Here is a 15,033-nt window from a genome sequence, read left to right on the forward strand (position 1 = left end):
GGATGAATGTGCGGTATTAAAGCCCATAAATATGTCTGCTAATTATTTAAAGATGCGTTTCTAATATGCGTTGATGATGTTTTTAATGCCGAGCAAGGCATTAGCGAATAAAGTAATGATAAGTTTGAAATTCATCATCTTTAATGAAGCCCATCGATTCATAGAGCTGATGTGAGTGATAGTTATTTTTTTGAGTTTCGAGGCTGATTCGAAGCGCACCTTCATGTTGAGCAAAGAGAACCGCGGTATCGATCAATTGTTTGGCTGAACCCTGACGACGATATACAGGGCTGACATAGACATCATCTAAAATATAGTAGGTTGAACAAGCCACAGATGAAAAGCCCAAATACAGTAAGATAAACCCAGTAATCACATCATCTTTTAAGCAAATAAAAATTACGCTTTCATTATTTTCAAAACGTTGTCTTAGAAATTTATATGAGATATCAAGATTAGAAGAGGTGCCATAAAATTGGCGATATTCATCAAATAAAACAGCAAGTGGATGAAGGTCTGCTTCTGTTGCGCGTCGAACGATCATTTTTTTCTATACTCCATGCTATTTTTATCAGTCTTGCATGAAGCATATCGAATTTTCGAAATTGGTTGATTTATAAATTGTTTATAAATGCGACAGTGTTAAGTTTTGTCACCTTCACCCAAAATTGCATTGAGCTCTTCAAACAAGTCGAGATGATCATCATCTAATAATGGATCATTATTTAAAATTTCTAATTCCGCAGGGCTAATTTCAGTGGTTGAAATGGCTTGGGCTTCTTGTTGTTTTAATTTGCGTAACTTAATCAATTGTTCAATATTGATATTTTGGTTTTCAATAGAGAAGGGGATTGATTTGGTTAAAACAACTTGTTTAAAGAATAGACGTACAGCCTGTGCAGGTGTAATGCCTAATTGTTTAAACACGGCAAAGGCCTGTTTCTTTTCCTGTGAATCGAGGCGGATTTGGTAGACTTCAGTTTTTCTCATATTCTTAGAAAGCTTTAAAATACTTAACTTTTCGCATTTATTCTAATCAAAACTGTTTTAAATTCAAGAAAGTTTGGCAGTATTTTATCAATTTAATGTAATGACAATCGATTTACAGTGTCAATTCATAGGCAGAACTGAATTGAAAAGCCTGCTCTGTCACAGGATCGATAAACTCAAGATGTTTCGCAAGTAGTTGTAAAGGTTGGCTGAAATCGTCATCTGCCTTATGTTGTACTACTGGATAAAAGGGGTCATTTTGAATTGGAATGCCCAAAGCATTTAAATGTACACGAAGTTGGTGTTGCTTGCCGGTATGGGGATTTAATTCATACTTAGCGCGGTTTCCATGCTGCTGGATCAGCTGAATGAAGGTTTCGCTGTTAGGTTCACCATCTACTATTTGCATTGTATAAAAAGGTTGACCTTTTTCCATGCGATAGCGAGTTGTGATTGGGAAATTTAATTCATCTCGATAAGCTGCAATGGCATGATAGGTTTTTTGAACGTTTCGAGTGGCAAACATTTGTTGATACAGCCCACGGCTTTCGACACATTTGGAAAACAGCACCACACCTGCAGTTTCACGGTCTAAACGATGAATCGGCGTTAGCTGTTCAAGCTGCGTTTGTTTTTTGAGTCGAACCAATAAGGTTTCTTGTACATACTGACCGGTTGGACTCATGGTGAGAAAATGTGGTTTATCGACCACAATGAAATGATCATTTTCAAACAAAATCTGATGCTCAAAAGGAACATGGATTTCATGCGCTAAGAATCGATAATAATAAACATGACGATTGGCTTCAAAAGGACTGTCTATCGTTAAAACGTCACCATTTGCGGCATAGACCAATCCATCCTTAAATCGTTGTTGCCACTCTGCTGCTTGGATATGAGGAAATTGTTCACACAAATATGCATAGACGGTAGAGGCTTGCGTGTGTTGACCGTCAAGGAAGACTTTGCTGGCACTAACACCATTGATCATTGGGGGAGTAAATTCAAAACTGTGCATGAAGAAAGATCTAAAAACTGAGCAAATAAAGCAGAGAACACATCATGAAAAATGCTCAATCTGTAGTGTGAACATATCCATTTTAGCCAGTGCGATGCTATCATATTTAATTCTTATGTACATGTTGTGAGTAATATGCAGTATTCATTCAGTCTGGAACTTAATAGTGAAGTCGATACCCAAAACTTAGCTACCGTACTGGCGACGCATTTTACGACGGGTGTAGCGTATTTAATTGGTGACTTGGGTGCAGGAAAGACCACGTTAACACGTTATTTTTTACAACACTTGGGTCATCAAGGTGCGGTAAAAAGTCCAACCTATACATTAGTTGAACCTTACAATATTCAAGGACAAGATATTTTTCATTTTGATTTATATCGTCTGAATGACCCTTATGAGCTTGAACTTATGGGTATCCGTGATTATTTAGAAACACCGAACGCCCTATTTTTATTTGAATGGCCATCTAAAGGGGGCGACGAAATCCCCGAGGCTGATTTAATTATTAATATTGAAAAGTCTGCGGATGAAACCACCCGTACAGCGACTTTAAGCTCTTCTTCAGAAACTTTGCAAAACGCTTTGGAGCAAAAATTTAACCATGCTGAATGAAATCAGTGCCCGCCGCATTCGAACGCTTGATCCTGCCTTAGCCAACCAAATTGCCGCAGGGGAAGTGATTGAACGTCCTGCTTCTGTGGTCAAAGAATTACTGGAAAATGCCATTGATGCAGGGGCGACTGAGCTGATTGTTCGTATTGAACAAGGCGGCAGTACACTGATTGAAATAATAGACAATGGTCGGGGTATTCACCCTGAAGATCTACCTTTGGCGGTCATGCGCCATGCCACAAGTAAAATCCAAACTGCTGAAGATTTGCATGCCATTGTAAGTTTGGGCTTTCGTGGGGAAGCCTTGGCTTCGATCGCTGCGGTGTCTCGTTTGACATTGACCAGTAGCCAAAATGATGACGGTGTAGGCTATCAGGCCGAAGTAAATGGCACCGCATTTGATTCGCAAGAAATTCAGCCTGTGGCAGCGACGCAAGGCACCACCATCCGTGTGCAAGATTTATTTTTTAATGTGCCTGCACGGCGTAAGTTCCTCAAAAAACCGGGGACTGAGTTTGGACATATCGAAGAAATTGTCCGTCGTTTGGCACTGACCCATTTTGATATACGTTTTGTCCTTGAGCATAACAATAGTATTAAGCTGAACTTGCCTATTGCAGACAGTGGCGCGCTCCGTTTTCAGCGGGTACAACAATTATTAGGCCGTCAATTTACTGAAAATGCGTACTGGATAGATGCTGATAGCGTCAATATGCGTCTCAGTGGTTGGTTAGGCCATCCTTCAGATGCACGTGCGCAGGCCGATATGCAATATGTCTATGTGAATGGACGTATCGTAAAAGACAAGACCGTTTCACATGCACTTCGCATGGCTTATGACGGTATTTTGCATGGGCATCAACATGCCGCTTATTTGTTGTTTATGGAAGTTGATCCAGAAAATATCGATGTGAATGTGCATCCGACCAAGCATGAAATTCGGTTTCTAAATCAACGTGAAGTACATGAGTTTGTCCGCCATTTTGCCAAATCGACATTAGCGCAATTTCAAACCGCGACCGCCGAATTGTCATCTGCAATGAAACTTGATGGGCAGGCACACGAAAATATTATTCCGCAGCCGCGTCATCAGGAACAATTTTCATTACATCAACCTCAGCCAGTTGCAGAGCAAGGCACAAATTTTGTCAGTCCAGAGATCGCGGGCGGGCTTACTGATTTTAGTTCGCCGGCTGCTGTGCAATATGCTTCAAATCATGCGTCAACAGGGCAAGAAGGGTATACACAGCAAAATTCAAATGCATCGAACAATAGCGCCGGATATCAGTCAAATATAGGGGGTTCCAGACAGCTCAATAATGCATTGCAAAGTTATTTAGCGCCTTTACGTCAAACTGAGTCTACAAATGATCCTGATACTTCTTTGGCTGAACATATTCAGCAGAAAGTCGATGAGCATCCTTTGGGGATTGCCATTGCGCAATTGCATGGTATTTATATTTTGGCCCAAAACACCGAAGGTTTAATCATTGTTGATATGCATGCTGCGCATGAGCGCATCGTTTTACAACAAATGAAAACGGCTTGGGATAAACCTGAGTTTTGGACATCACAGCAATTGCTGATTCCTAAAGTCGTCAGTATCAGTCGGATGCAAGCGATGCGCGTCGATGAGCTCAAAGAACAATTGGCACACCTAGGTTTAGAAATAGATCAATATGGCGATGAGCAAGTTATTGTCCGAGGTGTTCCTGCCATTTTGCATAAAGCAGACTTTGATGCGTTGATCCCAGATTTATTAAATGATTTAGACCCAAGTGATCAGGTTGCAGGGTTACTACAAAAGCGCGATCAAATATTGGCAGGCATGGCCTGTCACGGCGCTGTACGCGCACACCGTATTTTAAGTCTATCTGAAATGAATGCATTACTGCGTCAGATGGAACAAACTGAATTTGCCAGCCAATGTAACCATGGACGTCCGACGTGGCGTGCGTTTCCATTGGCACAGCTAGATAAACTTTTTGCTCGGGGAGAGTAGTTTTACATGTCAAATCAATTGCCGGTCATCAACTTAATGGGACCAACTGCAAGCGGTAAAACCGCCTTGGCATGTGAGTTATACGAGCAAGGTGGATTCGAATTAATTTCAGTCGATTCTGCTTTGGTTTTTCAGGATATGGATATTGGTACGGCCAAGCCGAGTAAAGCTGAGTTGGAGAAATATCCACATCATTTGATTGATATTATCAGTCCGCTAGAAGTGTATTCGGCAGCGAACTTTGTGGAAGATGCCTGTGTGCTGATTGATGATATGCATGCACGAGGTAAAACACCGATATTAGTCGGTGGTACGATGTTGTATTACAAGGCTTTATTGGAAGGGTTGTCTTCAAATTTACCAAGTGCAGACTATGCTGTACGTGCTGAAATTGAAGCCAAAGCTGAGTCGCAAGGTTGGGATGCTGTATATGCAGAATTGTGCCATGTCGACCCATTGGCAGGTGAAAAATTTAAACCGAGTGATAAGCAACGAATTATCCGTGCGCTCGAAGTTTTTAAGTTAACCGGTAAACCCATTACGCAGTTACAAGCTGAGCAACCTAAAAACGTACCATACCGATACAATTTTCATAATTACGCATTATTGCCCGACCGATTAGAATTACATGAGCGTATAGCTCGACGTCTAAAAATAATGTGGGAAATTGGATTTTTAAATGAAGTGAAAGCTCTCATTGAAAAATACGATTTAGATGAAAATTTACCCTCTATGCGCTCAGTTGGATATCGTCAAGCTTTAGATTTTTTGAAAAATAGTGATCAAAGTAGCGAAAAACAGCGTGAAATGGAGGATAAGGCACTTTTTGCAACACGACAACTTGCAAAACGTCAATATACTTGGTTAAGATCTTTGCAAGAAACGCATAAATTTACTACATATTTAACTGCGCAGCAGGCTCAAGAAGACTTGCGAAAGTGCTACGGATAAAGCAAAATTTACAGACTACCTTTTTGATAATTTTTAATTGAAAAGTAAAGGTAGCTTTTGCGCTGATTTTTATTATTTTTTGGAGTTATAACATGTCTAAAGGTCAAACTTTACAAGATCCGTTCTTAAATTCTCTCCGTAAAGAACGTATTCCAGTGTCGATCTTCCTTGTAAACGGTATTAAATTGCAAGGTCATATTGAATCTTTCGACCAATACGTTGTTTTATTAAAAAATACTGTAAGCCAAATGGTTTACAAACACGCTATTTCAACTGTTGTTCCAGCACGTAACCCACGTCCTGCTGGTGCTCCTGCTGGTGCTCAAGGCGCTGCTGGCTTCGGTGGTCAACAAGGCGGCTTCGGCGGTGGTCAACAAGGCGGCTTTGGTGGTCAAGGTGGCTTCGGTGGTCAAGGTGGCTTCGGTGGTCAAGGTGGCTTCGGTGGTCAAAGTGGCTTTGGTGGTCAAGGTGGCTTCGGTGGTCAAGGTGGCTTCGGTGGTCAAGGTGGCTTCGGCGGTCAAAGTGGCTTCGGCGGTCAAAATGCTGGTTTTGATGGCGAAACTAAATTTGAAGATGCTCAAGACGACGAAAACAACAATCGTTAATTGAGTTAAAAAAACCTCCCAAATGGGAGGTTTTTTTTGCCTATAAAAAGAGTAGATGGTTTAAATACTGGTTTTTTAATAATTACTACAACTAATAATTACTACAACGCTGAATAATGATAAGAATCGACATAAAAAACCAGCCGAAGCTGGTTTTTTGTTTATTCACTTATTTCTTTTTACGATCTAGAGCAGGGTCTTTAATTTCAACATAGGCATTGTTGCGAATTTCACGTAACCAGCTGTCCAGTTCAGTGTCAAATTGACGCTCACCTAAAATCTGACGTGCCATACGTTCTTGTACTTCATGTGTCATGTCTTGTTGACGTGTATCGGTCACTTGCAGGATATGCCAACCAAACTGAGATTGGAAGGGTTTGCTGATTTCACCTTTCGCAGTTGATTTCATCATCGCTTCAAATTCTGGAACCATAACACCTGGGCTAACCCAACCTAAACTACCACCATTGGCAGCAGAACCTGTGTCATTCGAGAATGTTGAAGCCAAGACTGCAAAATCTTCACCTTTTTGCAGGCGGTTATACAAGCTGTCGATCATTTGTTTTGCGTTTTCAGGACTCACCACTTCAGATGGTTGAATCAAGATATGGCGAGTTTGGTATTGAGGAACAATGGCTTTTTGTTCGCCACCTTTACGGTCGACTAATTTTAAAACATGAACGCCATCACGTACTGAAATCAGTTCAGTGGTTTGACCGACTTGTAAAGGTGCTACACGTGCAGCAAGCTCATCTGGAATATCAGATAAGTTGCGGAAGCCCATATCTGCACCGTCAACTTTAATGTCTTTAGTGCTGTATTTGCTGGTAATTGCTTTAACATCGTTACTTGCTGCCAGTTCTTTACGAATGTCTTCCGCGATTTTAACGGCATTATCACTGCTAGCAACGCGTACATGTAAGACATGAACTTGATTACCTAGTGCTGCTTGACCTTGTGGTGAGCTTAAGAAGTTTTTCACATCTTGGTCACTGATTTGAATGCGAGAAGTGACTAACTGTTGGCGTAGGCGTTGTAACGCGATGTCTTCAGCGATACGTGCACGTAAACCAGCATAGGTATTTGGCGCAACAGCATCTAATTTTTGCTGAAATGCTTCTAAGCTTGGAGAACCTGCGTCTTTTGCAACTTTAAGTACGGCTTCATTGAGCGATTTTTCATCCGCTTTGACATTATATCGTTTCACTTGTTCAAGCTGTGCTTGGCGCGTAATTAGCTGTTCTAAAGCTTGTTGCTGCAAGTATTCGGTCGGTGGGACGGTTTGTTTTTTTGCTTGAAGTTGGTGAGTGATCTCGGCAATGCTTTGATCAAGATCACTACGAAGAATCACGCTATTGTCAACGACAGCTACAATTTCATCTTTAGGTTGCGCAGCAGCAAATACAGATACAGAAGTCGATAGGCAAAGTGCCAAAGCTGACGCTTTAAAAATTTGTTTTAACTGTTTTGTCTTCATTAACGTTCTGTCCAAGATTGATTAATATTGTTAAAACCCAACACTCGGTTTTCAAGCAAAGAGGTTAATTTATTGTTGAAGCCACCTAAACCTTTTAGGGTGAACTCCGCCATAATGGCACGTTTTGGTTTAACATCTGAAGATGTTACATCATCTAAATCGTTATAGTACGAACGACCATACACTGAAACACCCCAGCAGCATGACTCGTAGTTCACACCAAGTAAATATTCACGCGCAATACTGTTGTCGAGGTCATATTGTGCATGACCGATAATACGCCAGTTATTGTGAATAGGTTGAATAAACGATGCTACTGCTTGGTCATAGCTGTCTTGGCGGTTCGGAATGTCTTTACGATAGAAATAACCGACATTGTATAAATTGCCTTTATTTCCTGTGTAATACATTTGAATATCGCGCTGAGCATTATCACCATTCGCCATCCATGCAGAATTGGCATTGACACTGATGCTGTCAGATAGCTGGCTAGAAATGCTCACGACAGGGCCAGTATGGCGTTCGGTATCAAATTTATCAGAGACGTTGTTTAGCGTGACGCGACGGTCTTCAAAATAGAAGCTTTGACCAACACTGGCTTTTAAACGCTCAAGACCTACATCATCAAATAAACTATAGCTTAAACCTAGAGATGCGAAGTTGTTGTCTTCTAAACGGTCATTACCGTAGAAGCGACGCGGGCTAAATAATTGGTCATAGTTAATTGACGCTGTGGTTGAGTCAAAGTTCGGGTTAGTGTCTTGGTTTTTGTATGGAGAATACGCATAGAAGAAGCGAGGCGTTAAGGTTTGTAGATAACGACCTTCGCGCTCCATCACAAGACCCGCATCTAAAGTGAATTGCGGTACAACGACCGATTTACTTTCATTTGATGAACTAATGTTTTGTGCATTAACGGTGTCTTGATCGTAAATGGTGTTGACGTTACGAATCGTTGCTTCAGGAATCACAAATGACCATGGGGTACGATAGTTATAACGTACACTAAAGTCGTTATAAATACGCGCGCCGCTTGGCTCATACATTGGCGAATCGACAGTGCTGCTTGGAATATCGTTGCTACGTAAGTTCTTTTTGAAGTAAGCCGTATCATTGTTAAATTCGTACTGTAAGCCGAGCGGATTACCAGTCTTGTAGTTCAGTAGGAATTGTGGCAAGCGCGCATATGGACGGTCTTCATCACTGACAGTTTTATCCAGTGTTTGGAAGTCTTCCACTTTAAGCTGTGCTTTTAGGCCAGGGATACCATTTTTATAATTGAGTTCCCATGCACGGCGTAAGTTCAGGTCAGTTTTTGAGTTTGGATTATTATTGAGATCTGAGAAATAGTCTTTATCAGATGCATAATTGTATTCTAAATTTGTCGTGAATTGATCGTTAATTTTCCAGTTATGTAGGAAATGTAAGTCTTTACGATCCTGATCATCATACTTTTGGTCGGATGGTAAATAACCCCCCCACACCATCCCTGAACCAAAGTTTTTGGTCAAATAACGGAATTCACCTTCCATCATTGCGCCACGGTCTGCAATATAACGTGGTGTTACTGTAGCATCATAGTTTGGCGCAAGGTTTAGGTAAACTGGTACTGCAAGTTCAATACCGCCATCATTGGTAAAACCAAAGCTTGGGGTCAAAATACCTGTGGTACGGCGGTCATCAATCGGGAAGTTGAAGTAGGGTACAGCCATCACAGGAACATCTTTTACATAAAGTGTTGTCCCCTTGGTTTCGCCACGACCGGTTTCTTGATTCAGCTTAATTTTGTCTGCTTGAATTTTCCACGTTGGTTTTTCATCGGGTGGACAAGTGGTATAAACAGCGTTTTCTAATTCGAGTGTTTCGGTTGAAGTACGTGAAATTTTCTCAGCGCGACCGTGTGCATGCTGCTGTTCAGCAATAAAGAAACTGTTATTTAAATCACCCTGTTGGGTTTTTAAATTGTAATCAATCGAATCACTTTGAGAAATCAGCCCAGACTGTGCCATTTGTACGCGGCCAGAAGCATTGGCGTAGGTTTGGGTTTTATCAATTTTGATTTGATCGGCACGAATTTGACGACCTTCTTGGTCAATCAGAACATTACCTTCAAGAATGGAGTCGCCATTCGGGTCAAAATGACCATAGTCTGCGGTAATGGTAGAGGTTGCATCTTCAGGTGCGACTGCTTTCGTTGTTGGAGCAACTGGGGTAATCCAGGTGCCTGTACAAAACGCAGAACTTAATTGATTGGTGTTGCGAATCTGTGCTTCAGGTGCAGATTTATCGACATAATATTGTTCGAAGAACTGCTGCCCCGGATAAGCTTCTGAAATGCTTTGTTTGAGTTGTTCTGTATCGTCATCCGTGGACGGGTTTGAAACAGGTGCTGCATAGCTTGGTAACGAGCTACCACATAGAAGGGTTAAGATCGCAGTCGCTAAAGGATTAAATTTAAACTGATGCTTCATTTGTCTCATTAACCAGGTATGCTTAATCGCAATTAATTATTGTCGCATCATAGAGAAAAAGTTGATAAGTAGCTACACTTAGCACTTTAAAAACTCAGCCTGTATTAGAATTTATCGCAAATGAATACACAACGTGAACAATTGATACAAACATGGATTTCATCTGTACTCGATTCAGATCAATTTGAAATTAACTTCTTAGCAGGCGATGCAAGCTTCCGTCGTTATGCACGAATCAAATTGAATAATAAAACATTTATGCTCATGGATGCACCACCAGAAAAAGAAGATTGTGGTCCTTTTGTGTCGATTGATGAATTTTTTGATGCACATGGCGTGCGTGTACCACATATCGTGGCCAAAGACCTTGATCAAGGCTTCTTATTGTTAGAGGATTTTGGTGATGTTTTATTGTCCACGTTGTTGAATGATCAAACCGTAGACGCACATTATGCTCAAAGTTTTAAACAGTTGATTCAATTGCAGTCAATTGATGGAACTGCTCATTTTCCTGCATATGCCTATGAAAAGCTGATTTCTGAAATGGAGCTGTTAACCGATTGGTTATTGCCATCTCTACAAGTGCAGCCTACTGAAGAAGAATCGGCACTGATTAAACGTACCTTTGCTATCTTAGCCAATGCTGCATTGGCTCAGCCTCAAGTGATTGTGCATCGTGATTTTCATAGCCGTAATTTGATGGTACTTGATGGTGAGCAAGATCAGGGTGTGATTGACTTCCAGGATGCTGTGATTGGTGCAGATACTTATGATTTGATTTCTATTACACGTGATGCCTATGTGCAGTGGAATGCAGATCGCGTTTATGCATGGTTTAAAACGTTCTATGATTTGCTACCTGCATCGGCTAAAGAAGGTCGTAACTTTGAGCAATTCAAACAAGACGCTGACCTGATGGCGATTCAACGTCATATCAAAATTTTAGGTATTTTTGTGCGCTTATTTGAGCGTGATGGTAAATCGGGTTATCTCAAAGATTTGCCGCGTGTGATGTGGTATTTACTTGAAGAAAGTAAACCGTATGCAGAATTACAACCTTTTATGCAATTTATTCAGGCTAAAGTATTGCCGAAATTTGAAGCCAAATACGGCACTTATGAGGTTGTTGCATAATGAAAGCCATGATTTTAGCGGCGGGTCTCGGAAATCGGATGCGCCCTTTAACATTGTATAAGCCAAAGCCTTTGCTTGAAGTGGGTGGAAAACCACTGATTGTTTGGCATATAGAAAAGTTAAAAAAAATAGGTGTCACTGAAATCATCATCAATTCTGCATGGCTTGCAGATATCCTGATTGGTACTTTGGGTGATGGTTCGCAGTTTGGTGTAGATATTCGTTGGACACGTGAAGCGGAAGGTCTGGAAACAGCCGGTGGCATTATTAATGCTTTACCTTTGCTTGGGACAGAACCGTTTATTTTAGTCAATGGTGACGTTTGGACGACCTACGATTTTTCAGCTTTGCTCAATATTGAGCTAAAAGATGACTTGGCACACTTGGTCTATGTGACTAACCCAACGCAACATCCAAAGGGTGATTTTATCTTGGATGCTGGGCGTAGTTATACCTTTGAGCAAGAACATGCAGGCGAGGCACTCACCTATAGCGGAATCGCAGTTATACATCCAAACATGTTTAATGGATTGGAAGCTGGCAAGCGTCCGCTCGCACCTTTATTGAAACAAGCTATGTTGGATGGAAAAATTTCTGCAGAGAAAATGCAAACTGCGTGGGTTGATGTTGGCACACCTGAGCGTTTAAGTGATCTAGATCTACAGATTCGCCAAGGCATGTACGATTAAGTGCATATTCGCTAAGCGTTAGCTACTGTTCCACGGCTTAGAAATCGGTATACTTCAGTTAATTTTTATTGAGATGTCTTCTTTATGCATCCTTTTTTTCAAGACTTAAAGCAAGGTAGTCAAAAGCTTGGCTTAGATTTGAGTGAAGAAGCATTAAATCTATTGCTGAAATACCAAGATGCCCTAGTGCTGTGGAACAAAGCGTATAACTTGACTGCTATTCGTGATCCTAAAGAAATGTTGGTTAAGCATTTATTGGATAGCTTAAGTATCCTAAATGATTTGCCTGCAGGTCGTTTATTGGATATCGGTACGGGTGGTGGCATGCCGGGCATGATCATTGCACTGTGTCAGCCTGAACGTGAATGTGTGCTTTTAGATGCCAACGGTAAAAAAATTCGATTCTTAAAACAATTTATTGCTGACTTAAAACTAAAAAATGTCATTGCGGTACAAACACGTGTCGAAAATGAAGACAGCATTAATGAACTGGGTCAGTTTGATGTGATTACCAGTCGTGCTTTTGCATCGTTAACCGATTTTGTGGATGCGTCTAAACCGTATATGCATGAGCAAAGTATTATTGCGTCGATGAAAGGCTTAATTCCTGAAGAAGAAGTTGAAACACTGAAAAGTGATTTCAAGATTGATATCGTTGCATTAAACGTTCCACGACTTGATGAGCAACGTCATTTAATTTTTCTTAAACGTATTTAAAATTTTCAAAGGACTGGGGTTACCATGGCTCAAATTATTGCGATTGCAAACCAAAAGGGTGGCGTAGGTAAAACCACAACGGCTGTGAACTTGGCTGCATCTTTAGCCATATTAAAAAAACGAGTTTTACTTGTGGACATGGATTCACAAGGCAATGCCACGATGGGTTCGGGCATTCAAAAAAATGATTTGCTGTATTCAGTCACAGATGTCTTACTCGGCGAAGTGCCGATTGAAACCGCCATATATAAAGCGGAAGTGGGCTATAAAGTTTTAGGTGCAAACCGTGACTTGGCCGGTGTTGAACTGGCGATTGCGGATCAAGACGGTCGTGAGTTTATTTTGCGTGAAGCGTTGGCAAGTGTTGAAAAAGACTTCGACTATATTATTGTCGATTGTGCGCCAAGTTTAAGTTTGATCACTGTCAATGCACTTGCAGCGGTACGTGCGGTGCTGATTCCAATGCAGTGTGAATATTATGCATTGGAAGGTTTGGCTGACTTAACCCAAACCATTGACCGTATTCAGCAAGCTTTAAACCCAGATCTAGAGATCGTGGGTGTGCTTCGTACCATGTACGATGCGCGTAATGCCTTAACACGTGATGTGTCTGCTGAGCTTGAACAATACTTCGGTCAGAAACTTTATGACACGGTCATTCCGCGAAATATTCGTTTGGCTGAAGCGCCTGCGCACGGTTTACCAGTAATTTATTTTGAAAAAAGCTCGAAGGGTGCAGTTGCTTATTTGAACTTGGCAGCTGAGATGTTAAAAAAAACCAAAGTAAAAAAAGGAACTAAAGCATGACCGTAAAAAAACGCGGACTGGCTAAAGGTCGTGGTCTGGATGCCTTACTCGGCTCAATCCAAAAAGAAAAACTACAGCTCGAAGCAAAAGCTTTAGATCATGGACAGTTAAAACAAATTGATGTGCATTTATTGAAACGCGGCGAGTATCAACCGCGTCGTTTCATTAAAGAACAAGATTTACAAGAACTTGCTGCATCGATTGAAAAGCATGGTGTCATGCAACCAATCGTGATTCGTCCTGTCGAAGATGAAAAGCATCCCTACGAAATTATTGCCGGTGAGCGTCGTTGGCGTGCGGCACAGCTTGCAGGCTTAACTGAAGTTCCTGCCATTGTTCGTGACTTGAGTGACCAAGTGGCAATTGCATTGGCATTGATTGAAAACATTCAACGTCAAGATTTGAACCCAATCGATCAAGCCATGGCTTTACAACGCTTCCATGACGAGTTTGGTTTAAGTCATCAAGAGATTGCCGATACGGTAGGTAAAGCACGTACCACAATTAGTAACTTGCTACGCCTCTTATCTTTAGCGGATCAAGTCAAAGACTTTATGCAGCAAGGTTTGCTCGATATGGGGCATGCACGTGCGATCTTGACGTTAAAAGCCAAAGATCAGCTTAAAGTTGCTGAAATGGTGATTGAAAAAAGTATGTCTGTACGTCAAACCGAACAATTTGTTCGTGATTTGAATGCACCAAAACAACAAAAAGCTAAACCAATTGTTTCATCAGACATTCAACAACTAACACAACGTCTCTCTGATCGTTTCAGTGCAGACGTGAAAATTGATCATAATAAACAAGGGAAAGGCAAGCTGGTGATTAGCTACCATACTCTTGAAGAGCTAGATGGCATTTTAAATATTTGTCTAGCTGAATAATTTTTAAATTCGATTTATTGGGGAAAATCAAATGTGGGAATTAGTCAAAGCGGGCGGGTGGTTAATGATCCCGCTCGTCATTTGTTCGATCTTTACGGTAGCCATTACCATTGAGCGCTTTATTCGTTTAAAGAAATCAATTGTGTTACCAAAAGACCTGATGATGAATGTAAACACATCGGTGAAAGATGTCGTGCAGCAGCTAAAGCAAAGTCCAACTTTACAGCAAAGTACATTGGGTCGAGTCTTGGATGCAGGTTATGTCAGTAAAGATCAAAACGAGCAATATGCACGTGCGCAAATGGAAGTCACAGCGTCACAAGAAATTGGTTATTTAGAAAAAAATATCAACTTTTTGGGAACGTTAAGTGCTGTTGCACCGTTACTAGGTTTGTTGGGTACGGTGATCGGTATCATTGAAGCATTCTTAATGATTGATATTGGTACCAATAGTGATCCAGTGTTGATGATGCCTGGTATTTCTAAAGCCTTGATTACCACTGCTGCCGGTATGTTAATTGCTGTGCCTGCATTATTTGCGCATCGTTATTTCCAACGTTTGGTTCAGGAATATGTGGCTGAGTTAGAACAGCAGTCGACATTATTTCATGCCGCTTTGTTTTATAAAAAAACACCTGAAGTAGAAAGTCAGGACATTCAGAAAGCCAGCTGA

15 protein-coding genes are annotated in these 15,033 nt (G+C 41.0%); 10 read left to right on the forward strand and 5 right to left on the reverse strand.

Annotated features, from left to right (window positions below):
• Positions 1 to 100: 100 nt before the first annotated feature.
• The 3 genes from FTU05_RS00925 to FTU05_RS00935 all read right to left on the reverse strand — a co-directional run bounded on the left by FTU05_RS00925 (position 101) and on the right by FTU05_RS00935 (position 2,008).
• Positions 101 to 544: a GNAT family N-acetyltransferase gene (locus tag FTU05_RS00925; RefSeq protein WP_168378877.1), complete on the reverse strand. Its 444-nt coding sequence runs from the start codon at positions 542 to 544 to the stop codon at positions 101 to 103.
• A 98-nt stretch (positions 545 to 642) separates the two neighbouring features.
• Positions 643 to 990, reverse strand: coding sequence for a type II toxin-antitoxin system RelB/DinJ family antitoxin (locus tag FTU05_RS00930; RefSeq protein ID WP_078189014.1), 348 nt, complete (start codon positions 988 to 990; stop codon positions 643 to 645).
• A 112-nt stretch (positions 991 to 1,102) separates the two neighbouring features.
• Positions 1,103 to 2,008, reverse strand: coding sequence for a pseudouridine synthase (locus FTU05_RS00935; protein ID WP_180007349.1), 906 nt, complete (start codon positions 2,006 to 2,008; stop codon positions 1,103 to 1,105).
• A 135-nt stretch (positions 2,009 to 2,143) separates the two neighbouring features.
• Between FTU05_RS00935 and tsaE the strand changes: the two genes are divergently transcribed.
• From tsaE to hfq, 4 genes are all read left to right on the forward strand, one after another.
• On the forward strand, positions 2,144 to 2,623 hold the full coding sequence (gene tsaE / locus FTU05_RS00940; RefSeq protein ID WP_180007348.1) for a tRNA (adenosine(37)-N6)-threonylcarbamoyltransferase complex ATPase subunit type 1 TsaE: 480 nt from the start codon (positions 2,144 to 2,146) through the stop codon (positions 2,621 to 2,623).
• Entirely contained in the window at positions 2,613 to 4,625 is a 2,013-nt protein-coding gene (mutL, locus tag FTU05_RS00945) for a DNA mismatch repair endonuclease MutL (RefSeq protein ID WP_180163936.1), read from the forward strand. Before tsaE ends, mutL begins: the two co-directional genes overlap by 11 nt.
• 6 nt (positions 4,626 to 4,631) lie before the next feature.
• On the forward strand, positions 4,632 to 5,576 hold the full coding sequence (miaA, locus tag FTU05_RS00950; RefSeq protein WP_180163938.1) for a tRNA (adenosine(37)-N6)-dimethylallyltransferase MiaA: 945 nt from the start codon (positions 4,632 to 4,634) through the stop codon (positions 5,574 to 5,576).
• A 92-nt stretch (positions 5,577 to 5,668) separates the two neighbouring features.
• A complete protein-coding gene (hfq, locus tag FTU05_RS00955; RefSeq protein WP_180163940.1) occupies positions 5,669 to 6,181 on the forward strand; it encodes an RNA chaperone Hfq in 513 nt (170 codons plus the stop codon).
• 169 nt (positions 6,182 to 6,350) lie between these two features.
• Here the strand turns inward: hfq and FTU05_RS00960 are convergent, their stop codons facing one another.
• Both FTU05_RS00960 and FTU05_RS00965 read right to left on the reverse strand, forming a co-directional pair.
• Entirely contained in the window at positions 6,351 to 7,658 is a 1,308-nt protein-coding gene (locus FTU05_RS00960) for a peptidylprolyl isomerase (RefSeq protein WP_180163942.1), read from the reverse strand.
• On the reverse strand, positions 7,658 to 10,129 hold the full coding sequence (locus FTU05_RS00965; protein ID WP_180163944.1) for an LPS-assembly protein LptD: 2,472 nt from the start codon (positions 10,127 to 10,129) through the stop codon (positions 7,658 to 7,660). Before FTU05_RS00965 ends, FTU05_RS00960 begins: the two co-directional genes overlap by 1 nt.
• 120 nt (positions 10,130 to 10,249) lie before the next feature.
• On the opposite strand from FTU05_RS00965, the gene FTU05_RS00970 reads away from it, so the two are divergent.
• The 6 genes from FTU05_RS00970 (at position 10,250) to FTU05_RS00995 (ending at position 15,033) form a co-directional block, all read left to right on the forward strand.
• Positions 10,250 to 11,263 (forward strand): aminoglycoside phosphotransferase family protein, encoded by a 1,014-nt coding sequence (locus FTU05_RS00970; protein WP_180163946.1) that lies wholly within the window; start codon positions 10,250 to 10,252, stop codon positions 11,261 to 11,263.
• Positions 11,263 to 11,952 carry an N-acetylmuramate alpha-1-phosphate uridylyltransferase MurU gene (gene murU / locus FTU05_RS00975; protein WP_180010300.1) on the forward strand — a complete coding sequence of 230 codons (690 nt, stop codon included), beginning with the start codon at positions 11,263 to 11,265 and terminating at the stop codon, positions 11,950 to 11,952. The genes FTU05_RS00970 and murU overlap by 1 nt, the downstream gene beginning before the upstream one ends.
• Positions 11,953 to 12,036: 84 nt before the next feature.
• Positions 12,037 to 12,669: a 16S rRNA (guanine(527)-N(7))-methyltransferase RsmG gene (gene rsmG / locus FTU05_RS00980; RefSeq protein WP_180163948.1), complete on the forward strand. Its 633-nt coding sequence runs from the start codon at positions 12,037 to 12,039 to the stop codon at positions 12,667 to 12,669.
• 24 nt (positions 12,670 to 12,693) lie between these two features.
• Positions 12,694 to 13,476, forward strand: a complete 783-nt coding sequence (locus tag FTU05_RS00985) for a ParA family protein (RefSeq protein ID WP_078188958.1) — start codon at positions 12,694 to 12,696, stop codon at positions 13,474 to 13,476.
• Positions 13,473 to 14,360 (forward strand): ParB/RepB/Spo0J family partition protein, encoded by an 888-nt coding sequence (locus FTU05_RS00990; protein WP_111885065.1) that lies wholly within the window; start codon positions 13,473 to 13,475, stop codon positions 14,358 to 14,360. Before FTU05_RS00985 ends, FTU05_RS00990 begins: the two co-directional genes overlap by 4 nt.
• Before the next feature lie 31 nt (positions 14,361 to 14,391).
• Positions 14,392 to 15,033: a MotA/TolQ/ExbB proton channel family protein gene (locus FTU05_RS00995; RefSeq protein WP_180163950.1), complete on the forward strand. Its 642-nt coding sequence runs from the start codon at positions 14,392 to 14,394 to the stop codon at positions 15,031 to 15,033.

It is taken from the genome of Acinetobacter sp. YH12049 (assembly GCF_013419875.1).
Lineage (GTDB): Bacteria > Pseudomonadota > Gammaproteobacteria > Pseudomonadales > Moraxellaceae > Acinetobacter > Acinetobacter amyesii.

Coding starts and splice junctions, on each gene's coding strand:
- FTU05_RS00965 (WP_180163944.1), bottom strand. CDS start 10,129: ATGAAGCATCAGTTTAAATTTAATCCTTTAGCGACTGCGATCTTAACC.
- tsaE (WP_180007348.1), top strand. CDS start 2,144: ATGCAGTATTCATTCAGTCTGGAACTTAATAGTGAAGTCGATACCCAA.
- murU (WP_180010300.1), top strand. CDS start 11,263: ATGAAAGCCATGATTTTAGCGGCGGGTCTCGGAAATCGGATGCGCCCT.
- FTU05_RS00960 (WP_180163942.1), bottom strand. CDS start 7,658: ATGAAGACAAAACAGTTAAAACAAATTTTTAAAGCGTCAGCTTTGGCA.
- rsmG (WP_180163948.1), top strand. CDS start 12,037: ATGCATCCTTTTTTTCAAGACTTAAAGCAAGGTAGTCAAAAGCTTGGC.
- FTU05_RS00925 (WP_168378877.1), bottom strand. CDS start 544: ATGATCGTTCGACGCGCAACAGAAGCAGACCTTCATCCACTTGCTGTT.
- FTU05_RS00995 (WP_180163950.1), top strand. CDS start 14,392: ATGTGGGAATTAGTCAAAGCGGGCGGGTGGTTAATGATCCCGCTCGTC.
- mutL (WP_180163936.1), top strand. CDS start 2,613: ATGCTGAATGAAATCAGTGCCCGCCGCATTCGAACGCTTGATCCTGCC.
- FTU05_RS00990 (WP_111885065.1), top strand. CDS start 13,473: ATGACCGTAAAAAAACGCGGACTGGCTAAAGGTCGTGGTCTGGATGCC.
- hfq (WP_180163940.1), top strand. CDS start 5,669: ATGTCTAAAGGTCAAACTTTACAAGATCCGTTCTTAAATTCTCTCCGT.
- FTU05_RS00985 (WP_078188958.1), top strand. CDS start 12,694: ATGGCTCAAATTATTGCGATTGCAAACCAAAAGGGTGGCGTAGGTAAA.
- FTU05_RS00970 (WP_180163946.1), top strand. CDS start 10,250: ATGAATACACAACGTGAACAATTGATACAAACATGGATTTCATCTGTA.
- miaA (WP_180163938.1), top strand. CDS start 4,632: ATGTCAAATCAATTGCCGGTCATCAACTTAATGGGACCAACTGCAAGC.
- FTU05_RS00935 (WP_180007349.1), bottom strand. CDS start 2,008: ATGCACAGTTTTGAATTTACTCCCCCAATGATCAATGGTGTTAGTGCC.
- FTU05_RS00930 (WP_078189014.1), bottom strand. CDS start 990: ATGAGAAAAACTGAAGTCTACCAAATCCGCCTCGATTCACAGGAAAAG.